Source organism: Flavobacterium aquatile LMG 4008 = ATCC 11947 (genome assembly GCF_000757385.1).
Classification (GTDB): Bacteria; Bacteroidota; Bacteroidia; order Flavobacteriales; family Flavobacteriaceae; genus Flavobacterium; species Flavobacterium aquatile.
Map to the genome: position 1 here is coordinate 420,543 of NZ_JRHH01000003.1, position 25,286 is coordinate 445,828.

General features: G+C 31.7%; 20 protein-coding genes. 4 read left to right on the top strand and 16 right to left on the bottom strand.

From position 1 onward, the window contains the following. Positions 1–4: 4 nt before the first annotated feature. The 5 genes from LG45_RS07865 to LG45_RS16075 all read right to left on the bottom strand — a co-directional run bounded on the left by LG45_RS07865 (position 5) and on the right by LG45_RS16075 (position 6,359). Complete coding sequence (locus tag LG45_RS07865) at positions 5–304, bottom strand: hypothetical protein (protein ID WP_035125932.1); 300 nt, start codon at positions 302–304, stop codon at positions 5–7. A gap of 12 nt (positions 305–316) precedes the next feature. Beyond that, positions 317–1,810, bottom strand: coding sequence for a hypothetical protein (locus LG45_RS07870; protein ID WP_035125933.1), 1,494 nt, complete (start codon positions 1,808–1,810; stop codon positions 317–319). A gap of 5 nt (positions 1,811–1,815) precedes the next feature. Next, positions 1,816–2,832, bottom strand: a complete 1,017-nt coding sequence (locus tag LG45_RS07875; RefSeq protein WP_035125934.1) for a hypothetical protein — start codon at positions 2,830–2,832, stop codon at positions 1,816–1,818. Between the two features lie 28 nt (positions 2,833–2,860). Continuing rightward, the gene (locus LG45_RS07880) at positions 2,861–3,460 is read right to left on the bottom strand and encodes a hypothetical protein (protein ID WP_035125936.1); all 600 of its coding nucleotides are present in this window, start codon (positions 3,458–3,460) and stop codon (positions 2,861–2,863) included. 139 nt (positions 3,461–3,599) lie between these two features. Beyond that, positions 3,600–6,359, bottom strand: coding sequence for a response regulator (locus tag LG45_RS16075; RefSeq protein ID WP_165570798.1), 2,760 nt, complete (start codon positions 6,357–6,359; stop codon positions 3,600–3,602). Between the two features lie 288 nt (positions 6,360–6,647). Between LG45_RS16075 and LG45_RS07890 the strand changes: the two genes are divergently transcribed. Then, complete coding sequence (locus tag LG45_RS07890; protein WP_035126716.1) at positions 6,648–7,073, top strand: Hsp20/alpha crystallin family protein; 426 nt, start codon at positions 6,648–6,650, stop codon at positions 7,071–7,073. A gap of 51 nt (positions 7,074–7,124) precedes the next feature. Here LG45_RS07890 and uvrB read toward each other — a convergent pair whose 3' ends face one another. Genes uvrB through LG45_RS07920 form a run of 6 tightly spaced genes read right to left on the bottom strand, consistent with a single transcriptional unit; the run spans position 7,125 to position 16,428 of the window. Then, positions 7,125–9,113 (bottom strand): excinuclease ABC subunit UvrB, encoded by a 1,989-nt coding sequence (gene uvrB / locus LG45_RS07895; RefSeq protein ID WP_035125938.1) that lies wholly within the window; start codon positions 9,111–9,113, stop codon positions 7,125–7,127. Positions 9,114–9,158: 45 nt separating this feature from the next. Then, positions 9,159–10,112 (bottom strand): 23S rRNA (adenine(1618)-N(6))-methyltransferase RlmF, encoded by a 954-nt coding sequence (gene rlmF, locus LG45_RS07900; RefSeq protein ID WP_035125940.1) that lies wholly within the window; start codon positions 10,110–10,112, stop codon positions 9,159–9,161. A gap of 51 nt (positions 10,113–10,163) precedes the next feature. Continuing rightward, positions 10,164–10,826 carry a thiamine diphosphokinase gene (locus LG45_RS07905; RefSeq protein ID WP_035125941.1) on the bottom strand — a complete coding sequence of 221 codons (663 nt, stop codon included), beginning with the start codon at positions 10,824–10,826 and terminating at the stop codon, positions 10,164–10,166. A gap of 2 nt (positions 10,827–10,828) precedes the next feature. Further along, on the bottom strand, positions 10,829–13,186 hold the full coding sequence (locus LG45_RS16080; protein WP_052087526.1) for a T9SS type B sorting domain-containing protein: 2,358 nt from the start codon (positions 13,184–13,186) through the stop codon (positions 10,829–10,831). A gap of 40 nt (positions 13,187–13,226) precedes the next feature. Then, positions 13,227–14,051 (bottom strand): DUF4249 domain-containing protein, encoded by an 825-nt coding sequence (locus LG45_RS07915; protein WP_035125943.1) that lies wholly within the window; start codon positions 14,049–14,051, stop codon positions 13,227–13,229. A 4-nt stretch (positions 14,052–14,055) separates the two neighbouring features. Further along, the gene (locus LG45_RS07920; protein ID WP_035125944.1) at positions 14,056–16,428 is read right to left on the bottom strand and encodes a TonB-dependent receptor; all 2,373 of its coding nucleotides are present in this window, start codon (positions 16,426–16,428) and stop codon (positions 14,056–14,058) included. Between the two features lie 134 nt (positions 16,429–16,562). Here LG45_RS07920 and LG45_RS16085 point away from each other — a divergent pair, with 134 nt between their 5' ends. Continuing rightward, positions 16,563–17,291, top strand: coding sequence for a hypothetical protein (locus tag LG45_RS16085; RefSeq protein ID WP_052087527.1), 729 nt, complete (start codon positions 16,563–16,565; stop codon positions 17,289–17,291). Between the two features lie 74 nt (positions 17,292–17,365). Here the strand turns inward: LG45_RS16085 and LG45_RS07930 are convergent, their stop codons facing one another. The 5 genes from LG45_RS07930 to LG45_RS07950 all read right to left on the bottom strand — a co-directional run bounded on the left by LG45_RS07930 (position 17,366) and on the right by LG45_RS07950 (position 23,069). Then, on the bottom strand, positions 17,366–19,585 hold the full coding sequence (locus LG45_RS07930) for an NADP-dependent isocitrate dehydrogenase (RefSeq protein WP_035125946.1): 2,220 nt from the start codon (positions 19,583–19,585) through the stop codon (positions 17,366–17,368). Between the two features lie 260 nt (positions 19,586–19,845). After that, the gene (gene rplS / locus LG45_RS07935) at positions 19,846–20,202 is read right to left on the bottom strand and encodes a 50S ribosomal protein L19 (protein WP_035125948.1); all 357 of its coding nucleotides are present in this window, start codon (positions 20,200–20,202) and stop codon (positions 19,846–19,848) included. 125 nt (positions 20,203–20,327) lie between these two features. Beyond that, positions 20,328–21,260 carry a Gfo/Idh/MocA family oxidoreductase gene (locus LG45_RS07940; RefSeq protein ID WP_205620517.1) on the bottom strand — a complete coding sequence of 311 codons (933 nt, stop codon included), beginning with the start codon at positions 21,258–21,260 and terminating at the stop codon, positions 20,328–20,330. A gap of 85 nt (positions 21,261–21,345) precedes the next feature. Continuing rightward, positions 21,346–22,023: a tRNA (guanosine(37)-N1)-methyltransferase TrmD gene (gene trmD / locus LG45_RS07945; protein ID WP_035125950.1), complete on the bottom strand. Its 678-nt coding sequence runs from the start codon at positions 22,021–22,023 to the stop codon at positions 21,346–21,348. A gap of 245 nt (positions 22,024–22,268) precedes the next feature. Then, positions 22,269–23,069, bottom strand: coding sequence for a class I SAM-dependent methyltransferase (locus tag LG45_RS07950; RefSeq protein WP_035125952.1), 801 nt, complete (start codon positions 23,067–23,069; stop codon positions 22,269–22,271). Between the two features lie 132 nt (positions 23,070–23,201). Between LG45_RS07950 and LG45_RS07955 the strand changes: the two genes are divergently transcribed. Together LG45_RS07955 and LG45_RS07960 are read left to right on the top strand one after the other, a co-directional pair. Then, a complete protein-coding gene (locus LG45_RS07955) occupies positions 23,202–24,230 on the top strand; it encodes a quinone-dependent dihydroorotate dehydrogenase (protein ID WP_035125955.1) in 1,029 nt (342 codons plus the stop codon). A 39-nt stretch (positions 24,231–24,269) separates the two neighbouring features. Further along, positions 24,270–25,133 carry a hydroxymethylglutaryl-CoA lyase gene (locus tag LG45_RS07960; RefSeq protein ID WP_035125957.1) on the top strand — a complete coding sequence of 288 codons (864 nt, stop codon included), beginning with the start codon at positions 24,270–24,272 and terminating at the stop codon, positions 25,131–25,133. The last annotated feature ends 153 nt before the right edge of the window (positions 25,134–25,286 follow it).

Genomic DNA, 25,286 nt, shown 5'->3' on the forward strand with positions numbered 1-25,286 from the left:
TAGATTATTTTGGAGTTCTACCTGTATTGTTATTTCGTTCTCTTTCTTTTCTAATTCGTTCTCGCTTAGCTTGTTGACTATTTATGTCGCTATTTTTGTCTCTTTTTTGATTTTCTGTTTCCAATTTTTTGCAATCCAAGTAAGCTCTCATTATTTTTAATTGCTCCTTTTGTGTTTTTCCTTTCATTTCATCCTTTGGATATTTGCACTTTGAAGACGATGCTGGATTATCTGAAGCTTTTTTTTGACCAAAGCAAACCATCACATTAAGACTTAAAACAACTACGATTATTATTTTTTTCATATCTACTTTTATTTATTCAACTATAAATTTTTTGCTTCTGGAATCGCCAGTAAACATGTGAATTGGCGCGCCAACTCGATCAACTAAAATTTTTGACTGACCGTTTTTTGTAATTGTGATTTTTATTTTATCTACGTGCCAATTATCTGCAAACATTCCGCCACCGCCAGTGTGTCTAATTTCTACCTCTTTTATATCATTTATATCAATTTCTGTTGAGTTTGGAATCGCTTTAGTAACTGAATTTTCTGTAAAATTGTTCCACTTTGCAGTATCGTTTATATTGTTTAAACTTACAGTTTTACTAGAATTTTTGAAAGTTAATTTGATATTGACATTATTTCCGCTACCGCCTTCAAGATTATCACCACCAGTTCCAAAAACACAATTTAGAGAGGCATTTTTATTAGAATTTGATGTACTTGCAACGTTATTTTGTGCTGGGCAAAGTCCGTTTATTTTTAAGGATAATGATGTTCCGGTGGTGTTGTTACTGTCTCTGTTTTCATAAACAAATCGGTATAAATTCTCGTTTGAACCGCTGGGACTCATATAATTCATTGTGGCAGATTTCATTATTCCATCGACTTTAATTCTAGAAGTTATTGTTACTTTATTTAAATTCCAGTTGTCACCTACAATTGCAGTTATATTATTTGCAGAACCACCTTTTGGAATTCTACTGACTATGACTTCTTGAATGTCTTGGCAATTGACATCTGCTGGAAGATTAAGCGTAACTCTTCGGATGGAATTGTTTGGCCATTCGCGTCCTTCATTGGCATTTTCCTTTACTAAATCGGTTTTGTTTTTTATTTTTAAAGTAATTTTTACTCCTTCCATAAAATCTTTTGGGTCTAAATTATCGTTACCGGTTTTAAAATCGATGTCCAATTTATTATCTGATTTTGGAGTGACAAAAACCGATGGACTTTTAACAGGTTGTGCGACTTGGGTGACTTGAACTGATGACGTTGTAGCAACTGGTGAGAAAGTAAAAAGTGAACGATGTTGTGTATTGGTTTGATCACCACTAATTTTAAGATACGATTCTGGTCTAGTCAATTCTTCTTCAGATACTGTAAGTTTTGCATCGTAATCCTTATTTGAAACACTAGGTTGGATAAAATATTTCCCAGATGTATATTCTTTAATAATAAATGATTGTGTTTGAATTGATGCTAATGGTTTTTGATTTTCTAGATATAAAAATTCTAAAACACCTTTTCCGTTTGGTGTTAATTTATAAGTAATACATTTTTTTCGTTGTACCGATTGGATGTAATATAAATTATCTGAATTTCTAACCTTTTTTACATCCCAATATTGGTACTCGCAATAGGTGTTGGGTGCGCATGTTTCTTTTAACACAAATCCTTCAAAACCATTTAGCTGCATTGCTTTTTGATTTAAATCAAGTTTGATAATGTATCTTCCTGGAATGATTTGTGAGTGCATCAAACTTTGAAATCCTATAAAAAGAAAAAATATTTTTAAAATTTTCATAATAATTATTTTATTGATGAGTAGTCAACCAACCATTGAATTCGATCATCCATATTATTATCTTGCCATGTTATTGGTGCATCATGTGTACCTCGTTGTCCAGGAAATGTATTAATTCCATTTAGATGAATACCCATTCCTAACAAATGATGGTCAGAATTGTTAAATCGTAATGTGAAACCTCTGTATGCAAGTTGATACCAATTTGGAATTTGACCTTGCATTGCACTTTTAGAGCGACTTGTTCCGCTTACAGAACCATTTGCGATTATCCTAGAATTTGGTATATAAGCATATTGAATTGTTGCTACATATGGTCTTGCAGTGCTTTTATCATTTGACATGCCTTTTAAAATTCCATCAATAGTTAGTCCCGTTTCTATTATTGTTCCGAATGGTGCAATTGCTAATATACCTGTAGCTACTGGATCTACAACAGAACGATAATCTTCTCGTTGGTCGTCAATAAAACTTACTTGAGCCAATGCGTTATCTTGATCCATTTTAATAGACATTGTTCTTATATTATTATCTGTTCCTGCAAGTCTTTCAAATGAAAATCCAGAAATAACAAGAGTAGTATTGGCTGGTTTTGCCGGAAGCTGAATGTTAAATGTTCCTGACCCAGCAGCAGTAATTGTACCACCAGTTGCATCAGGAATATTTAACCATTTCGCCTCAACACGAAATGGATCATCACCATTCTGATCACTATATTTTGCGTTCATTGATCCTTGATCGTGTAAAATACCAATTGTTCTTACTTTGTGATCGCCATTGTTATACCAAAGACGGAAATCACTCAAAGCTGGAGCTGAAGAAATTTTTATATCTGATGCTGTAACCAGATATTCATTACTAGTTCCAGAGGCTCGTGACGTCGTAATCTCTTTTTTTGTAAAAGTTGACGTAAGTTTTGAATTTTTTGCTATTGTTGAAGTTTTTGGCGTTGTCAATTTTGGTGCTTGAGCTAAAATGATGTTTGCAAAAAATAAACATATAGCTAAAATAATTTTTTTCATGATATCAAGGTTTTAGAATTATTAAGTATTAAAGTTTTTCGATTACGATGTTGTCTATGTAAAATTCTGCTCCATCTTTTGTGACATCACTTGCCCATTTCGAATAAATAGTGACATTATCTATTGGGTTTTTATATTCAAATGATAAATATTCCCATTTGCATGTAGTTTGCGAGGTTACTACATTTTGTAAGGCATTATTTCCAGAATTAATTACTCCAAAGTTTACGTTTCCACGAATAACATAAACCCAACAACTGGCTTTAACGCCTTTGTTTTTAGGAAGTGGATTTTGAGCAAATCCCGAATGACCAATTGTACTTGTGATGTGCATTGCGTTTCCGCTTACTAAACTTTTTAATGGAGGTTTAGGAACATTACATTTATTATTCAAATTCACCACTTCCATAATCATACAAGAATTTTCTGTTGGATTATTTATCCATGCGCTCCAATTATTTGCTGGAGTTGCATCTGACCAATGATCTGATTTTGGAGTATGACAATATCCTTTTGGGTTGGGAACAGTTTTACTAATATCATCAAAATTTGAATTGATAATAATGTTTTGAGACTGCAATGCAAATGACACGAATGTTATTGCAATAGATAGAAGTAATCGTTTCATAATGGGATTTGTTTTTGATTGTTAAACAAGTCAAATGTCTAACAAACAAATTCTAATCATTATGAGTAATGTAACAACAGTTATGACTTATGTAACAAGAGGTTATAAGCCAGTGAAATCAATGGTTTTAATGCGTAAATTATTTATTTTCTGCATATTCTGTTGGAGTACAATGATACATTTCTTTAAAACATTTAGAGAAATAAGACACATCATTAAAGCCAACAGAGTAGGCAATTTCAGATATATTTCCGTTGCCTTTTTTAAGTAGTTCGGCAGCAATTTTTAATCGTTCATTTCTTAAAAATTCGGTCGATGTAACACCAAGAAGTGATTTTAGTTTTCGATGCAATTGCATTCTACTCATACCAACTTCTGCTGCAAAATCTTCTGAAGAAAACTCAGAATTGGAAATTTTTTTGTCTAAAATGACTTGAAGTTTTTTAATAAATTTCTCTTCTTGAGAGTTAATGACGATATCAATAGGACGCAAAACTAACTCTTGGCTGTAGCGAGTGTGTAGCTTTTTGCGTTCGGCAATTAATTGATTTACTGTCGATTTTACAATTTCATTATTAAATGGTTTGGTTAAAAAAGCATCTGCATAATTCTTCAATCCTTCTAGATGTGATTCTTGAGATGTTTTTGCTGTAAGTAAAACTACTGGTATAAATGAGGTTAATTCATTAGTTTTTATTTGTTTAGTAAATTCAAATCCATTCATTTTTGGCATCATAATATCAGAAATAATACAATCTGGAATTTCTTTTTGAGCTAATTTTAGTGCTTCCTCGCCATTTTTTGCTTCAAGAATTTGATAGTTATTTTTAAATATATCTTTTAGAATAGTTCTTATATCTGAATTATCATCGACAAGCAATAAAACCGGCATTTCTATTTCTTTATTAATAGCATTTTTATTGGTTATGTTAGTTGATTTTGAACTAATAACAACTGCATTTTCATTTGAAATTGATAAACGTAGTTTAACAATAAACGATAATTTATTGTTTACTAAAGTTGTTTCAATAGTTCCTTTGTATAAATCTACCAATTCTTTTACTAAAGCTAAACCAATTCCAACGCCTTGATTATTATCGTTTTTTTGATAAAATCGTTCGAATAATTTAGGTAAATCTTCCTTTTTTAAATCGCTTCCTGTGTTGGAAATTACTAATATTAAATTTGATTCTTCTGTAGAGGAATTAAATCCGATTGTCTCATTTTTACTCGAATATTTAAAGGCATTCGAAACTAAATTTGTCACAATTTTTTCGATGACATCTTTGTCAAATAAATGATTTATAGTGTTTTTTTGAATAGTTGAAATAAAATGCAATCCTTTATCTTTGGCTTCAAATTCAAAAGGCTCCATAATTGAATTTAAAAACGTACCAATATTTCCATCCTTTAAAATTAGCTTCAAATTGCCACTATCAATTTTAGAAAGTTGTAATAACTGATCTACTAATTCGAGCATTCTTGTTGAATTGGCATCTATTAATTGTAATTTATTTTTCTGATCTTCATCGGTAATTTCGTCTTGTAAGCTTTGAACTGGACTTTTTATCAGTGTTAACGGCGTTCTAAATTCGTGTGAAATATTAGCGAAAAAACGCGATTTTATAGAACTTAAATTTTCTAATATAATTTTTTCTTTAACAAGTTCAGACGACTTAATGTAAAGTGCATAACTGAAAAGTGAGATTTCAATTAAGGTTCCAATTAATATAGATACATTAGTTCTTACAAATAATTTTGAAAAATCTCTACTAAAATAAATTTCATCTAGATAGTCAAGAATTTCCTGTAAAATGTAAGAGCCAATTAGAAAAGAACTACCTATAAAAATGTATTTTATAAATTTAGTTTTTCTCTTTTTATATAATTGAAATACCATTAATAGTATAAAACTTAATGATAAAAATTTGAAAAAAGTAATAATAATTAGCGTTGATTCGTCAAATGTATATGGATTTGTGTAAAATGTTGTGGTTAGGAAAAGTAAATAGATAATTATTAATGAAAAGTATAATTTCATTACTCTATTTAAATTTACACTAACTGATTTTAAAACTGATTTCACAAAGAAGCCATAAAAAAGTATGGATAACATATATGAAACTTCTTTTACTAAATCGTAATGCAGCATTATTTTTGCAATAAAAGTATTTCTATTTCTATCAATAACTAGAAGGATAAATATAAATGTGCATAAAATATAAAGAGAATAATTTAAGTAACTTCGTGCTTTAGATCTATAAAACATTAATAAATTATAGAAAAAAAGAAGTAAAAGACTGCCAGAAAGAATTCCCAATAAAAATCTATTTTCTTGATAATAGCGATAGTTTTTTAAGGTCACAATGTTATAAATGTCTTTTGTAATTAGATTGAATTTAAAGATTAATTCAAATTTTAAATGTACTTCTTGATGAAGAATAATCGTTTTTTCTTCCAATGGCATTATTTTAAAGTTTAATGCATTAACCATTTCCTTTGAAAAAAGACTATCGGTATCTTGAACGTAACCAATCGTTTTTTTTAGGGTATCGTTTTTAGAAATTATATAGGAAGTTACTTCTTGCGAATTGGAAGTGTAGAATACAAAATCAAGAGTATCTTTTGTTTCATTTTTAATTTTTCCAATCAACCAGATATCTTTTGGGAGATTATCCACATCTTTTTTTTCACAACCACAGTATTTTTTTTGTAATTGGTTTTGAATTTTTAAGATCTTATTTGGTGTATAACTTTTATCACTTGTAAATAAATAAGAAAAGTGTTCTGTGATATCTTCGCCAACGTCATTAGAAGTTATATAAAAAGGGACAATTGAATCTTGTTGAGCAAATGAAAATGACGAGTAAATTAGAAAAAGGAAAACTAATTTTTTCATAACAAGAGATTTAGTAAGTAAAATTATACAATAATAGTCAATTATTACTTCCAAAAGTAAAACAATTGTAACATTTTCATGATACATAATTTGTTGCGAAATATAATAAATCTTCCAGCTTACGACTGAAAATTAGTCAGTTAACGAGTTGTTAAATCAGTCATTTTTTCATTTTTCACTTTTTTTTCTGTTAATAAAAATGTCAATTTGACTTAAATTTTACACTGGTATGTAATTTGTTTTTTAGGAAAACATAACTAAAAAATGTTTAATTTAAAATATATAATTATGAACTTAATTAAAAGAAACACAGTACCATTTCCATCAATTATCGATGAATTATTAAAGCCAGATTGGCTAGGCGGAATGCAAAATTTTAATGCAAATGTTCCAGCAGTAAACATCAAGGAAACCGACACAAGTTTTGCTATTGAATTAGCTGCGCCAGGAAAAAATAAGGAGGATTTCAATATCGAAATTGATCACAATGTACTAACTATTTCTTCTGAAAATAAATCTGAAAAAGAAGAAACTGAAGGAAAATATACTAGAAGAGAATTTAGTTATTCTTCCTTTAGAAGAGCATTCACTTTGCCAGACACTGTAAATACTGAGAACATTAATGCTAATTATGAAAATGGAGTTTTACACATTGCACTTCCAAAAAGAGAAGAAGCATTACCAAAACCAAAACGCCTAATTGAAATTGGTTAATTAATTTGTTGAATTGAATGAAAAGCGCAACCCAAAAAGTTGCGTTTTTTTTTATATTTTTTCTTGTAACGATTTAATTTCATCACGATATTTTGCAGCTTGCATAAAATCTAATTCTTTGGCTGCTTTTTCCATTGCTTTTTTAGCTTCACGAATTTTCTTTTCAATTTCTGGTTTGGTTAAGTACAAACTTTCTGGTTCGGCGGCTTTTAAAACTTGATTTTCATAATATTTTGTAGAAACCGAGTTGTTTCCTAACGCGCTTCCTAAACTTTTATTTAATGCTTTTGGTTCCAATCCATGTTTAGCGTTGTAAGCAGATTGTTTTTCTCTTCGATAATTAGTTTCGTCAATCGTTTTTTGCATCGAAGCAGTAATTTTATCGGCATATAAAATAGCTTTTCCGTTTACATTTCTTGCGGCACGACCAACTGTTTGCGTAAGCGATCGATGGCTTCTCAAAAATCCTTCTTTATCGGCATCCAAAATGGCAACCAAAGAAACTTCGGGTAAATCCAAACCTTCACGAAGTAAATTTACACCAATCAAAACATCAAACAATCCTTTTCTTAAATCTTGCATGATTTCTACTCGCTCCAAAGTATCAACATCAGAGTGAATGTAACGGCAACGAATGGAGACTTTCGTCAAATATTTTGTCAATTCTTCGGCCATTCTTTTTGTTAAAGTGGTTACTAGAACACGTTCGTCTAATTCGCATCGTACCTGAATTTCTTCGATTAAATCATCAATTTGATTTAAACTCGGACGCACTTCTATAATTGGATCTAATAATCCCGTTGGTCGAATAACTTGCTCGACATAAATTCCTTCTGATTTTTCCAATTCATAATCGGCTGGAGTTGCAGAAACATAAATAACTTGATTCTGCATGCCTTCAAATTCTTCAAATTTCAACGGACGATTGTCCATCGCTGCTGGAAGACGAAAACCATATTCAACCAAATTCTCTTTTCTACTTCTATCGCCACCATACATGGCATGAACTTGCGAAATCGTGACGTGACTTTCATCAACAACCATCAAGAAATCTTCTGGAAAATAATCTAACAAACAGAAAGGTCGCGTTCCTGGCAATCGTCTATCTAAATAACGCGAATAATTCTCAATTCCTGAGCAGTAACCGAGTTCACGAATCATTTCTAAATCGAAATTTGTTCGTTCTTCCAATCTTTTTGCTTCTAAATGTTTTCCTATTTCTTTAAAATAATCGACTTGTTTTACCAAATCTTGCTGAATATCCCAAATCGCTGCTTGCAAAACATCGGGTGAAGTCACAAACATATTGGCAGGATAAACGGTAAGTTTTTCATATTTTTCTAGAACTTTCGAACTTCTTGCATCGAAAGCTTCAATATCTTCGATTTCATCTCCAAAAAAATGAATTCTAAAAGGTTCATCGCCATAACTTGGAAAAATATCAACCGTATCACCTTTAATTCTAAAAGTTCCCGGAGTAAATTCGGCTTCGGTTCTTGAATATAAACTTTGAACCAATCGATGTAATAATTTAGTTCTAGAAATCACTTGATTTTTCTCCACCGTAACAACATTCTTTTGAAATTCAACAGGATTTCCAATTCCGTAAAGGCAGGAAACAGATGAAATTACAATGATGTCTCGACGACCAGAAAGTAGAGCAGAGGTTGTGCTTAAACGAAGTTTTTCAAGTTCTTCGTTAATAGATAAATCTTTTTCAATATAAGTTCCAGTAACAGGAATAAAGGCTTCGGGTTGATAATAATCGTAGTAAGAAACAAAATATTGCACCGAATTGTTTGGGAAAAACTGCTTAAATTCGGAGTATAATTGCGCTGCTAAAGTTTTGTTGTGTGCCAAAACTAGCGTCGGTTTTTCTACATTCTGAATTACATTGGCAACGGTAAATGTCTTTCCCGAACCAGTAACTCCTAATAAAGTTTGGTATTTTTCTCCATTGAGAATTCCGTTTGAAAGTTTTTCAATAGCTTGCGGCTGATCGCCTGTTGGTTTGTAATCGGATACGACTTGGAATTTCATTTTATAGCAAAAATTTCAGAAAAGCAAAGTTACAAAGATTGTCTTCTAATCAATGTTAAACTTCCATTCTTTCTGTTGCTTTTCGCTGAGAAAAGTCCAAGCTACAAAACGGCTTGTTTTTTGACCTTGAGCCATTTCGATAGTTTTTATTTCAACGGCTCCAACTTTATTTAAGGTTTTATAAATACTTTTTAGATTGTCCTTTTTAGAAACTAAAGTAGTGAACCAAAAAACCTGTAAAGGATATTTTACACTTTCATAAATCATTTGAGTAATAAAACCGATTTCGCCACCGCTGCACCAAAGTTCGGCATTGTGTCCGCTAAAATTTAATAATGGTTTAATGGATTTTTTGTCTTCTAGATTATTTACTTTTCTTAAAGATTGTTTTGTAGCTTCGTCTTGCGATGCATGAAATGGAGAATTACAAATTGTAAAAGCAAATTTATCTTCGGGTAAAATGATATTTTTAAAAATAAATCTTGGTTCAACTTGTAACTGTAAACTGATAGCATCAATCAATTTTGGGTTTTCTGAAATTATTTTTTTACAATTCTGAATCGCTTTTTCATCAATATCGGTTCCAACGAAACTCCATTGATAACTTTCATTTCCAATTATGGGATATATACAATTGGCACCAATTCCGATGTCTAAACCTACAACATTTTCTCCTTCTGGAATAGTTTCGTTGTTGGATTTGGCCAGTAAATCGGCTATGTAGTGAATATAATCTGCTCTTCCAGGAATTGGTGGACATAAATAGTTGGTTGGAATATCCCAATTTTGAATGTCATAATCTGATATTAAAATAGCTTTATTTAATGCTTTTACGGCATCAGGATTTGCAAAATCAATTGTTTCTGAATTGTGTTCATTAGTAAAAACAAATTGTTCTAACTCAGGAAAATTTGGAATTAATTTTTCAAAATTATATCTAAATCGGTGAGGATTTCTTGGATGTAATGTAGTTTTTTCGGAATTTATTTTGTTCTTCATTTTGTCATTTCTATATCAAATATATGAAAATCAATGAAGACTGCAAAGGTTTTAATCAAAACATTCCATCAGAATTAAATCGCCTTGCGAATGTTCGATTTTTACAATTCCGTCTTCTGTTACATGGTTGCTACTTCCAGTTCTGTAACCTATTGTAAGCTCTTCATTATTTAATGAATAAAATAGATTTTGAGTAGTAATTCCAGAAACTTTTCCAATAGGAATTAATGAAATAGGAGTGTTTTTAGTGTACCATTTTTCAAATTTATTGGGCAATAAAAAAATCGTAGAATGGTCGTCAAGTAGTACAATTTTGAGTTTGTTGCGATAACTTACAATATTTGTAATATTTGTAATGGTGTGATCGGCGCGTTTTCCTGTTGCCCAAACCACGTTTACCGCTTTATGACCTTTTTCAATAAGATAATCAAAAGCTTTTTCTAAATCGGTTTTGTCTTGATTTGGTGTATGAACAATTTCAAGCGGAAACTGCTTTTCTTTATAAATTTCGGGATTAAAATCGCCATCAAAATCGCCTAGTAAAACATCAATTTTAATGTCTAATTGCAAAACGCGTTCTATTGCATTGTCTAAAACAACTACGATTGGAGACCATTCTAGAAGTTGTCCGAGTAAATCAAAACTACACGAAGCTCCATTTGCAATAATTAATGCAGGTTCTTGATCGTCGCGAACAATGTGATGTGATGACATTATTATCTTTTTAAACTGAAATGACCTTTAAATTCTCTACCATCAATTAATTTTGCAGAGAACCAATAATCAGTAGCAGGCATTTGCAGTCCATTATAAGTTCCATCCCAACCTGAAGAATAGGGTTTGTGATAGTACAATAGCTTACCAAAGCGATCAAAAATTTTAAGATCTTTTAAAGTTTGAAAACTTCCAGTTATATTCCAGTTATCATTTGTTCCATCTCCATTCGGCGTAAAAAAATTAGGATATCCAATAACTGAAAATGTTGTGTATGCAATTCCACAATCGTTGGTATCTTTAACATAAATTATATGTTGTCCAGGAGTAATATTTTGAAAAACATTGCTTGATTGGTATGTTCCAAATTGATTGTCTAAAGCATAAATGTAATTTCCAAGACCTGTTGTGTCAACGATTAGACTATAATTACCTACATTTCCTTCAATTGTATAGTTTATTGTTGCGGTTTCAGAATTGGTAATTGTTATTGTTCTAATTGAAGAACATCCATTAACATTTGTTGCAGTAACTGTATATATTCCAGCAGCATTTACTTCTATTGATTCAGAAATTTCACCTGTTGACCAAATATAACTTAATGAATTTGAAGGATTTAGGTTTCCAGCTGACAAAGTGATGCTATCGGGATAATTATTTAAACAATAAAATGCGGATTCATCAGACTTTAAGTTTGGGTTATTATTAACAACTAGATTAAAATTTGTGATATCAAAACATTGGTCACTGCTAACAGGTTGAATTCGTGCATAAATTATTTGAGGATTTGAAATGTTTGTATAACTATCGAGAAGTTGATTTTCATTATTGAATGCATTATCATATGATGAAAAATAGGATACTTCATAATTTAATGACGATTGACTTCCTAATATTTCTAAGGTATTGTTTGAAAGTGTAAAGTTTGAAAACGAATCATTTCCACAAGAGACTAAATCTTGAGGTTGATTCGCAATTGGTGTTTCAACTATTGTAACATTTCTAGTGAAGGTCTTAGTTGATGAAGTGGTTTGTAATGTAAGAGTCACAGCATACGTACCAGCAGATGTAAATGAATGAGAAGGATTTTCAAGTGAAGATGTGTTTGAAGCAGATAAAGGATCTCCGAAATTCCAGTTAACAGAAACGATATTGTTGATTTCTGGAATTTCGAATTGGGTTGTACTTCCTTCACAAATGTTTGAATATCTGTATGAAATATCAAATAACGAAGTTATAAATGCAGGTAAGCCATAATAGCAACTTTTGGAACCAAGTGAGAAACCATTTGCATTAAACGCGCAACCAGAACCAGATATGTCTGGATTATTAATAACACCCAAATAATTGACATTATTTCGAGCAAGATATATTTTTTTGTTTGGCGCTAATTGAAGAGCTCCAAAAGTTCCATTAAAAACGTTGTCACTATAGAATTCATCTAATAACAGTAGTGAATTGTTAATTATAGTTTCATTTTGACTTTCAATATTTAATTGAAATAATTGTGATTTCGTATTTTCATTATCAATATTTGTTACGTAAAGTAAATTACTATCATTAGAAAATTCTACTCCATAAATTCCAATTCCAACATTGTCGTTTTCAAAACTTGTAGTGCTTATCAAACTGATAGCACCTGTTGTTGTATTAAAATTAAAAAGCTGAAGATTACTATTGTTTGCTTTTGAATTTGCACATGCTATAAATTTTCCATCAGGCGATGATTTTAAATAACCTAGAGTGTTTTGATTACTTCCATTTACAATTTCACCAACGCTAGATATTATTGGAGAATTTAATCCAGTAGAAGTTATTTTGTAGGCATAAAATTGATTGTTACCAAATTTATGTGATATGAGCCAATAATCATTTTCATTTGAATGTTTAACAACATTAATCTTTTCTAAAGTAGGTGTTAATATTGGTACATTTTTAGTTATTACATCACCATATTCATTATCAAGACTCATGTCTACAATACTGTAGTTTAGTCCATTAGGTTTAGCAAGTTCATCTACAGTAAAAATATAATAAAGTGTTGTGCTATTAGGGAAAGGAACAATAATTGCAGATTGTGTACTAGATGAATCTCCAAATAAACCAGTACCATTTGGCATTTCATCATGGTTTCTATTCCAAACAGTTATACCATCAGTATAAAATAATAACGTTCCAAAATCATTGCATAGTGTTGCACAACCTTCAAAGGTTTTCATTTTGCTATCAAGTAGTACAACTGGATTAGTTCCTAAGTTAAAGTTTATTCCAGCCTCATTTCCAAAATACCAAACACCAGCTGGACTTTGTGAAAAACTTAAATTACTGATGAAAATTAAAATTACTACTATTTGTTTCATAAAAAAATAATAACAAATATAGTTATAAAAAGTTTGTTATTTATTCAATTGTGTAATTTATGCCGTCAATTTCAGATAAATGAAAATAACCTAGAGGATGGTTTTCTTGATCTGTTTGATTTACAATATTTCCACGTAAAGTTGCTGGCGGAGTTGCAAAAGGGCTACCGCCGCTACTTCCAGCAATTGTTATAAGTTTATTCATGTAGTTAAAATAGCGTTCATCAACTCCTTGTAAGCTCATAAATAATTCATCATCAGATTCAAAATCTGCACTTCTATATAGCCCGAACATTTCATTTCCTTGAAAAAATTCATCTTCTACAACCCCATATTCAGGAAAAGTATTAATACTATTTTTAAATCCTATAAGGTAAAAATTATCTACCAATCCGTTATCTTGAAAAAAGAATTTTACTTGAGTTTCTTCTCCTTCAAATCCATCAACAACCGTTTGTTCGATACTTTCAATTACTGGAGTTGCCATTAATTTTTGAGTGGAAGTGTATGTATTTCCACCAACTTGAACGGTTAATACATAAGTTTCATTTATAACAGGGTTAAAATTGGAACAAATATATTCGCCAGTTGAAGGCGTTTCAATAAAATCAAAAACAGTATTTGAACTATCTGTAATAAAGACAATTGCGCCAGAAACAGGTGGAATTACATTACTAAAATAATCGGTAGTTGTTGTAAGTTTTATTTTTTGCTCATTGCCCGATGTTCCTTTCTGCCATTTAATAGAAGCATCAATTACTAATCTTGGAGCAGCTGTATCTAAATCGACATCAATAACATCTTCACAACTTGAAAATGAAATTGTAAAAAGGATTAAAGCTAAATATTGAATTATATTTTTCATATTATTAAAATTTAAAGTTATAAGAAACCGATGGAACTAATCCGAAAATTGATAATCGAAGCGCTTCATTATCACCTGAATCTTGATTTTGTCTAAAACTTATTGAAGCGGCATTTTTCCGACCATATAAATTGTAAATACTAAAAACCCATTCGCCTTTCCATTTTTTAGTTTCGCTTTGTTTTGGTGTTAAAGTGGCAGAAATATCTAAGTGATGGTATAATGGCAAATTGTTTTCATTACGTAAACCATAACTTGGAACAGTGATTCCTTGGTACTCATATTGTCCATTAGGATAAGTTACTGGTTGACCTGTTTGCAAAGTGAAATTGGCACCAAAATTCCATTTTTTATTCAGTTTGTAAGAACTGGTCACTGCCAAATTATGCATTTTATCATAAGCAGATCGATACCAATCACCATTATTAATTCCGGATTCTTCTGGAGTTCTACCCGGTGTTTTTTGCTCCGATCGTGACAAAGTATAAGCAATCCATCCGCTTAATTTACCTGTATTTTTTCTGAATAAAATTTCCAAACCATAAGATCTCATTTTTCCATTTAAAACCACTTGTTCGATGGCTTCATTGGCAATTAAATCGGCACCATCAATATAATCCATTCGGTTTTTAATGGTTTTATAAAAGCTTTCGATTTCTAACGAATAAGCGTCGTCTTTTAAATTTGCAAAATAACCAACAGCTACTTGATCTGCAATTTGCGGTTTTATGAAATTATCACTTGGTGTCCAAACGTCTAATGGAGTAGGCGAAGCAGTATTAGAAACCAATTGTAAATATTGAACCATTCTATTATAACTTGCTTTTACCGATTTATTGTCGCTAATTTCATAAGCAATCGCAAAACGTGGTTCAAAATTATTATAATCGGCTATAGTTTTATTTGAACCAAAATATTGAGTTCCAATTGGGTCAGCTTTTTCGTAAATTTCAAATTCGGTATTGTAGGTAACAGGTTGATTATTCGCATAAATATTTTGTGTAAATTTCCCTAATCTGTAAAATAAGCTATAACGTAAACCATATTCGATATTGATTTTATCAGTTACTTTTTGATCTAAACCAACATAAAAAGCTGGTTCGATGGCATATTTTCTTTCTAGTTGACGAAAATTTATCCCAGAATCACTTCTTGAAGGTTCAATTGTACCCGGATTGAATTCGTAATAATTGGCATTGGCACCATAATTCAATTTGATTTTATCCGATAAATAATATTTGAAATCATATTTTAAATTATAGTTTCTAATGCCAGAATCCCAATTGAATCCAACAAAATCCAGGTTTAATCCGTAGTAATAATCACTATAAATCATTGACAAATTTGAAAATAATTTATCAGAAAATAAGTGATTCCATCGAAGGTTTAAAGTGGAGTTTCCGTAGGTATTTACAAAGCTTTCATTTAAACTAAAAACATCTCTACCAAAATATCCAGAAAGATATAAACTGTTGTTTTTGTTGATTTTATAATTCAGTTTTGTATTCAAATCATAGAAATAAGCAGAATTTTCATTGTTGGATAATTTCAAAAATAAATGTGCATAAGAACCTCTTCCGGCGACAATGAACGAACCTTTATCTTTTACAATTGGACCTTCCGCTAAAAGTCGGCTTGAGATTAATCCGATGCCACCATTCATGTGAAAACTTTTACTGTTTCCGTCTTTTTGATAAATATCTAAAACCGAGGATGCACGTCCGCCAAATCGAGATGGAATTCCGCCTTTGTACAATTTTAAATCTTTTATAGCATCAGGATTAAAAACAGAGAAAAATCCGAAAAGATGGGATGAATTATAAATCGTTGCTTCGTCTAAAAGTATTAAATTTTGATCTGCTCCACCACCGCGAACATTAAATCCCGATTGACCTTCACCAGCATTGGTAACGCCTGGAAGAAATAAAATTGACTTTATAATATCAACTTCACCAAGAACTACTGGCATTTGTTTTATGGTAGCAATCGATAATTTATTGACACTCATTTCGGCTTTCTTGGTGTTGGTAGTATTTTTTTCGGTAATAATTACTTCTTCCAAAACTTCACCCGATTCCGATAATCCAAAGTTTTTCTTTATATTTTGAGTCAATGAGATTTTTTCATCAATAGTTTCATAACTCACATAACTAACGCTTAGTTCGTAGTCGCCTTTTGGCAATGTTATCGAATAAAATCCGTATTCATTGGTTATTGCAAATACTGATGTTCCTTTGACAATTACGTTTACTCCAATAAGTGTTTCGTTATTTTTTGTATCAGAAACTGTTCCACTAATGGTGAATTTTTCTTGAGCGAAAAGTACAGTTGTAGCGAAAAAAAGAAGAAAAGCGACAATAAGTTTGTTTAAAGGCATACTCTTTGATTTAGTTTTACAAATTTGACTATTATATTTTTAATTAGTTACACAACAAATGTTAATGTATGGTTAACTATAATTAGAATTTATGATGTTTTTAGATACTTTTACGCTTTGATTTTAAAATGATTATGAAACCACTATTTTTTTTAACGGTATTATTATTTTCTTTGAAAGGATTTTCTCAGTTTGAAAATTCCAAAAAGGGAATCAAATTTGCACCTGTAAAACAAAAAGAAGCGCCTTTAAAAAAATTAGATACTAAAACTACTCCAGCCGAAATAAAGTATGAATCTACTATAGAAAAAGAAGAAAAACTTTCAAAAAATTTCACTTTATTACCTAAGAAAGAGGAGCGAAGTATAATGGAAACAGATGATCCAACAATAAAACAATCATCTGAGTTTTACACGCAACAGCTTCAAAATCAAATGAAAAGGGAAGGAATCACCCAAGAGATTATGAATAGCGATATGTTTCTTGGTGAGTTTGTGGTTTATACTTCTCAAATTACAACTGCCTGTCGTGATTATGGCGCTATTGATGGAGATAATGTCCGAATTTGGGTAAATGGTGAAATTGTAGTTAAGAGTATTGACTTAAAATCGGGTTTCCAAAGGTATACTTTGAATTTGAAAGACGGATTAAATATCATTCATTTGCAAGCTTTAAATACAGGTGAATTTTTTCCAAATACAGGGCAATTTGTATTTTATGATGGAAATGATAAAATTGTAACCAACCAAAATTGGGGATTAAATCAAGGTTATAAAGCTGTTGTCCGAATTATAAAAGCCAAAGGTTTATCGGAATCGGACAAAGATAAAGATCAGGATACTGTTGAAGAAAAAGAGGAATAAACTCTTTAAAATAGAACTATTTAAAAAGCCTTATCAAATTAATGATAAGGCTTTTTTTATCTGTAAATCTTAAATTAATTTAATTGATCTAAAATTGAATTGAATGTTGTACTTGGTCGCATAGCTTTAAACATTAACTCTTGATTTGGTTTGTAGTAACCACCAATTTCTTGAGGTTTTCCTTGCGCACCAATCAACTCTGAATTGATTTTATCTTCATTTTCAGTCAATTGTTTTGCAATTGGTTCGAATGTAGCTTTCAATTCTAAATCTGTTGTTTGTGCAGCCAAAGCTTGTGCCCAATATAAAGTTAGGTAAAAATGTGAACCTCTGTTGTCAATACTTCCAATTTTTCTTGAAGGAGATTTATCTGTGTCTAAGAATTTTTCGGTAGCGGCATCCAATGTTTCCGATAAAACTAATGCTTTTTTATTATCAAAAACTTGACCTAAATGTTCCAATGAAACTCCAAGTGCTAAAAATTCTCCTAACGAATCCCAACGTAGATAACCTTCTTCAATAAATTGCTCGATGTGTTTTGGAGCCGATCCACCAGCACCAGTTTCAAACAATCCGCCACCATTCATTAAAGGAACGATTGATAACATTTTAGCCGATGTTCCCACTTCTAATATCGGAAATAAATCGGTTAAATAATCACGAAGTACGTTTCCAGTTACCGATATGGTATCTAAACCTGCAATAATTCTTTCTAAAGTAAAGTTAGTTGCTGCAACCGGATTTAAAATTCTGATATCTAAACCTGCTGTATCAAAATCTTTTAAATAAGTAGTCACTTTTTCAATCAATTGTCTGTCGTGTGCACGATTTTCATCCAACCAAAATACCGCTGGCGTATTTGATAATCTTGCTCTATTTACAGCAAGTTTTACCCAATCTTGAATCGGAGCATCTTTCGTTTGACACATTCTAAAAATATCTCCAGCTTCTACTTTTTGTTCCATTAAAACGGTTCCGTTTGCGTCGGTAACTTTTACAATTCCATCGGCATTTAATTGGAACGTTTTATCATGAGAACCATATTCTTCAGCTTTTTGAGCCATCAATCCAACATTTGGAACACTTCCCATAGTTACCGGATTAAATGCACCATGTTTTTTACAGAAATCAATTGTTGCAGTGTAAAGTCCTTCATAGCATCTGTCTGGAACAATAATTTTAGTGTCTTGACCTTTTCCTTCCTTATTCCACATTTGACCAGAAGTTCTTATCATCGCCGGAATTGATGCATCAATAATTACATCAGATGGAACGTGCAAATTGGTAATTCCTTTTTCAGAATTTACCATTGCAATCGCTGGACTAGTTTCATAAACTGCATTGATAGCAGCTTCAACTTCGGCTTGTTCTGGTCTTCCTGCAATTTTTGCATAAACATCACCCAAACCATTTTTAGTATCTATTCCTAATTCAGAAAATAGGGTAGCATATTTTTTAAAAACATCTTTGTAGAAAACATCAACCGCTGCACCAAAAATAATTGGATCAGAAACTTTCATCATCGTTGCTTTCATATGAATTGAAAATAAAACGCCTTTTGCTTTAGCATCAGCAATTTCTTTTGCAATAAATTCTTTAAATTTTGAAAGACTTAAAGCCGAACTATCAATGATTTCTCCTGCTTTTAAAGGTGTACTTGCTTTTAAAATTGTTGTTGTTCCGTTATTGTCAACAAATTCTATTTTAACATCGGTAGCTTCTTTTACAGTTACCGATGTTTCGCTTCCGTAAAAATCGCCACTTTCCATACTCGATACATGAGTTTTAGAATCTGATGACCATGCACCCATTGAATGCGGATGTTTTCTTGCATAATTTTTAACCGCTTTTGGAGCTCTTCTATCAGAGTTTCCTTCACGTAAAACTGGGTTTACAGCAGAACCTAAAACTTTAGCATATTTAGATTTCACCACTTTTTCCTCTTCAGTTTGTGCGTCTTCTGGAAAATCTGGAAGTGCATAACCTTTAGCTTGTAATTCGGCAATAGCTTCTTTCAATTGTGGAACTGATGCCGAAATGTTTGGTAATTTAATAATGTTTGCCTCTGGTGTATTAGCTAATGCACCAAGCTCCGACAAGGCATCACCAAGTTTTTGTTCTTCTTTTAGATATTCTGGGAAGTTTGCGATAATTCTTCCTGCAAGTGAGATATCTCTGTTTTCAACGTCAATATTGGCGATTGCTGCAAATGATTTAATAATTGGTAGTAATGAAAATGTGGCTAACATTGGCGCCTCATCAGTAATAGTGTAGATAATTTTAGACTTTGACATTTTTGTTGTTTGTTAATTTTATATCAAACGATGTTCTCGCTTGTTGTAGTTTAAGTTTATAAAAAATAATTTCGCGGATAGCAAAGATATGAAAATGAGATAATATAGATAATGATTTGCTACGAAATCGATTGAATTATTGATTTGTGATTTAAACGAATTTAAATTATGAATTTGATAATTTGAAGCTAACTTTTTTGCATAAAAAAAATCCTTTTGTTTTATCAAAAGGATTTTTAGTATTAACTTTAAAAAAAGAATTAGTTTTTGTATCTTCTTTCTTTGATTTTTGCTTTCTTACCAGTAAGTTCTCTAAAGTAGTAGATACGAGCTCTTCTAACTTTACCTCTTTGGTTTACTTCAACTTTTTGTAAAGCTGGCATGTTTACTGGGAAGATACGCTCTACACCAACTGCTCCAGACATTTTACGAATTGTGAAAGTTTCAGTTAATCCTGAACCTTTTCTTTGAATAACAACTCCTTTAAAAAACTGAGTTCTTGTTTTTTCACCCTCTTTAATTTCGTAGTAAACTGTGATTGTATCACCAGCTCCAAACGCAGGGAAATCTTTTTTTGTTGATAATTCGTTATTAACGAAATCTACTAAATTTGCCATTTTTAATGCTATTATGGTTTAAAACTTGAGCAACATTCACGGTTTTCGCCAGAGGTTAGTCAAATGTGGGTGCAAATGTAATTAATATTTAATAATTTACAATTAATAATGACAGTTTTTTTATATCAAATCAAAAGTTTTAATTGCTCTATAATTTGTTGATTATCAACTGAAAATGGTTGGTCATTTCTAATATCTTGATACAATTCTTCGAACAAACCATTAAAATTCCCTTTCATCGACGGAATAATTTTGGTTATCAATTCATTTTTATGGTTGTAATAAGTAAGTTTTCCTTCTTTATTAGGCTTTTCAATTCCAAAATTTTCAGCTATAGGAAGTAATCCTTCTATTAATTGATTTTCTTGTTCGTCACAAAATTCTTTTACAAAACTACCTTTTGTTCCGTGAACTATAATTCCGGGTTGGGCATCAGCAACAAGCATACTCGTGGTAATGAAAACATTAATTTTATTTTCAAATTCAATATGCATAAAAGCAAAATCATCTACTTGTGAGTTTTCACGATAACTGTTTTTATAACTGTAATGTTTCAAAGGTTTTCCAAATATAGAAATCGCTTGGTCTATTAAATGCGAACCCAAATCATACCAAATACCACTACTTGGCAACGGTTTTTCTTTAAAATCTTTTGCTCCAATTGCGGCACGATATCTATCAAATCGCAAATGAACTTCTATTATTTCACCAAGTTTTCCAGAATTAATAATTTCTTTGGTCGCCATAATATCGCTGCTCCAACGACGATTATGATATACAAAAACTTTGCGGTTTAATTGTTTAGCTAATTCTAATAATTCAGTAAATTCTTCTGGAGTTGTAGTAGCTGGTTTTTCTATAAGTACATGCTTTCCAGCGTCTAAAACCTTTTTTGCATAGTCAAAATGCGTATTATTTGGAGTGTTTACAACAATTAATTCAATTGTTTCATCAGATAATAATTCCGAAATATTCGAGTAACTTTTTATAGTTGGATAATCCAAATGTGCTTTCTTCTCATTGCGTTCTAAAACAGCATATAGATTAAAACCCTTCATGTGTTTCAAAAAACGGCGCATGAAAAACTTTTCCCGACATTCCGTAAGCCAACAAAGCAGTAACAATAGGTTTTTCCATGCTTATTTATTCTTCTAATAAATCTGGACGACGATTTTTAGTATGCTCATATGCCATATCTTCACGCCATTTATCAATTTTGGCAAAATGTCCGCTGGTCAAAACTTCAGGAACTTTCCAACCTTTATAATCTGCCGGACGAGTATAAATTGGTCCCGAAAGTAAATTGTCCTGAAAACTATCTGTCAACGCCGAAGTCTCATCGCTCAAAACTCCTGGAATCAATCGTATCAAAGCATCGGATAAAACCAAAGCACCAAGCTCACCGCCAGAAAGTACGTAATCGCCAATAGAAATTTCCTTTGTAATAAAATGATCACGAACACGCTGGTCAACACCTTTATAATGACCGCAAAGAATGATGATGTTTTCATACATCGACATTGAATTTGCCATTTTCTGATTCAAAGTTTCACCATCAGGCGTCATATAAATTACTTCATCATACTCACGTTCACTCTTTAAATGCGAAATACAATCGTCAATGGGTTGAACTGTCATCACCATTCCAGCGCCACCACCAAACGGATAATCGTCAACCGATTTTTGCTTGTTGGTCGTATAATCTCTCAAATTGTGAAAATGAACTTCCACCAATCCTTTATCAATAGCACGTTTCATAATCGATGCCTCAAACGGACTTCGCAATAACTCAGGTAATATCGTAATAATATCTATTCGCATATTTTTTCAATTCTAAAATGCAAAGTTACAAAGTTTCTAAGGTTTATTAGAAGCTATTTGCTTCGTCAGTTCGCTTTTTGAAGCTATTTCCAGCTATTCATTACAAGTCCTCGTTAAAAGCTGTGTTTTTCTAAGGTGTAAAAAGAGCTTCCGTTGGTCGCTTTTTTACACCAAGAAAAACTACAACTTTGTAACTCCGGGCTTTTCATTGCTGTCTGGGCTAGGATTTAGCGATAAATAGGCGTTTATTTTTTAGTAGCAACAATAGAAAAAACCATCGGAATTTTATTTTCTAAATGTTTAATTCTGAATTTGTTAGGTTCAAATTCTTCAGTTTCTTTAAAACAGTTGTAAGGAGAATAATCGTATTCGTTAAACGATTTTAGTTCTAATCCGCTATTTATCAACGCATTTAAAACTTCAGAAGTTGGATGATTCCAAGTAACAGTCTGCGCTTTAATATCCGCATATCTATCGGCGTAAGTTCCCGATTCATCTTCAATAATAGTGTCAACATTGAAATAATTATAATGAACTTCCTTAAAATAATCGTCAAACATCCAAACTACAGGATGAAATTCGGCAAAAACAAATTTCCCATCAGGTTTTAAAAAATGCGATACTACATTCGCCCATTTATCCAAATCGGGCAACCAACCAATTGTTCCATAACTTGTAAAAACAATATCAAATTTTTCGTCAAGATGATTCGTTAAATCATAAAGATCACAACAAATAAAACTAGTATCCAGGTTTAATTGTTGTGCAAATTCTTTCGCTTTTTCAATTGCTCTATCCGATAAATCAATTCCTGTTGCTTTCGCACCCATTCTAGAAAAAGTCATCGTATCTTGACCAAAATGACATTGCAAATGCAAAATTTTCTTTCCAGAAATGTCTCCTAATAATTCCAATTCAATAGATTGCAAAGTCGATTTTCCGTTAAGAAATCCTTCATTATCATAAAAATCAGATGCAATGTGAACATCTGTTTTATTGTTCCAAGTGGCTTTATTTATATTAAGGTAATCGTTTTGATTTTTCATATTTGAGGTAAATTAGTATAGATTCAAACTATTGTCTCTTACAAAACTAACAATTTTATTTCGCGAAATTTCACAAATTATAGACTTAACTAATTACTATTTTCTATTTTTGCACAACACAACTAAGCTACAATGTACAAATTACTAATTCGTCCGATACTTTTTTGGTATGATCCAGAAAAAGTGCATTATTTTACCTTTTCTTTAATTCGTTTTTTATCTAAAATACCTGGATTTTCGTCACTTTTCAAAGCGTTATATTTGGTAAACGACAAACGATTAGAAACAGAAGTTTTCGGATTAAAATTCCCAAATCCTGTAGGTTTAGCAGCAGGTTTCGACAAAAATGCAGTCTTATATAAAGAACTTTCCAACTTCGGTTTTGGGTTTATTGAAATCGGAACGCTAACACCAGTTGGTCAAGAAGGAAATCCCAAAAAGCGATTGTTTCGTTTAAAAGAAGATTCGGCAATCATCAACAGAATGGGTTTCAATAACGAAGGCGTTCAAGCTGCTGTGGAACGTTTGAAGAAAAATAAAAACGTTTTAATAGGCGGAAATATTGGGAAAAATAAGCTTACGCCAAATGAAAATGCTACGCAAGATTACGAAATTTGCTTCGAAGCACTTTTCGATTATGTCGATTATTTTGTTGTTAATGTAAGTTCTCCAAACACACCAAATCTTCGAGAACTTCAAGATAAAAAGCCGTTGACAGAACTGTTGCAAACGCTTCAAAATAAAAATCTAGCAAAGCCTAAGCAAAAACCAATTCTTCTAAAAATTGCACCCGATTTAACCGATTCGCAACTTTTAGATATTATAGATATTGTAAACGAAACCAAAATTGCAGGTGTAATTGCAACCAATACAACACTTTCAAGAGAAGATTTACAATCAGAAAACAAGTCAGAAATGGGCGGATTATCTGGTAAACCATTAGCCAATCGTTCTACAGAAGTAATCCGATTTTTATCTGAAAAAAGTAATAAATCGTTCCCAATTATTGGTGTTGGCGGAATCCATTCTGCTCAAGATGCCATCGAAAAACTAGAAGCTGGAGCCAGTTTGATTCAGCTTTATACAGGTTTTATTTACGAAGGACCACAATTGGTTAAAGACATTAATAAGGAAATATTAAAAGCTAAAATTGTAAAATAAGTTTTACGAAAACGATTTCTTTAGTATCTTTGGCTTACAATGGAAAAAATCAAAATCATAGAATGTCCACGCGATGCCATGCAAGGCATTAGGCCGTTTATTCCAACCGACCGAAAAGTAGATTATATTCAATCATTGCTTCGCGTAGGTTTTGATACCATTGATTTCGGGAGTTTTGTTTCGCCTAAAGCGATTCCGCAAATGGTCGATACTGCAGAGGTTTTAGCACAACTCGATTTGTCGCAAACAAACAGTAAATTACTAGCAATTATCGCCAATACTCAAGGCGCAGAATTGGCTTCAGTTCATAAAGAAATTCAATATTTGGGTTTTCCATTTTCTATTTCAGAAAATTTCCAAATGCGAAATACCCACAAAACTATTGCTGAAAGTTTGGTCACTTTACAAGAAATTTTAAACATTGCTGATAAATCCAATAAAGAAGTCGTAACCTATATTTCAATGGGTTTCGGAAATCCTTATGGCGATCCGTGGAACGTAGAAATTGTAGGCGAATGGACCGAAAAGTTGGCCAATATGGGTGTGAAAATTCTATCACTTTCAGATACTGTTGGAAGTTCAACTCCAGAAGTAATTGACTATTTATTTTCGAATTTAATTCCGAAATATCCAAACGTCGAATTTGGAGCTCATCTTCACACAACGCCAGACAAATGGCATGAAAAAATCGATGCTGCTTACAAAGCTGGTTGCCGACGTTATGATGGTGCCATTCAAGGTTTTGGCGGTTGTCCAATGGCAAAAGACGATTTAACAGGCAACATGCCAACCGAAAAAATGTTGTCTTATTTCACCCAACAAAAAGCCAACACCAACACAAGTCCAATGAGTTTTGAAAGCGCTTATAATGTGGCTTCTAGGTTATTTGGTGAGTTTCATTAAAAGCTATTTCCAGCTATCCATTCCAAGATTTTATCAACAATTCTTTTTTTGTAAGCACTAAAAAGAGCTTCCGTTGGTCGCTTTTTTAGCACTACAAAAAATAGAATTCTTCAATAAAATGCTTTCCATTACTATCTGGGCTATTTAGTAGTG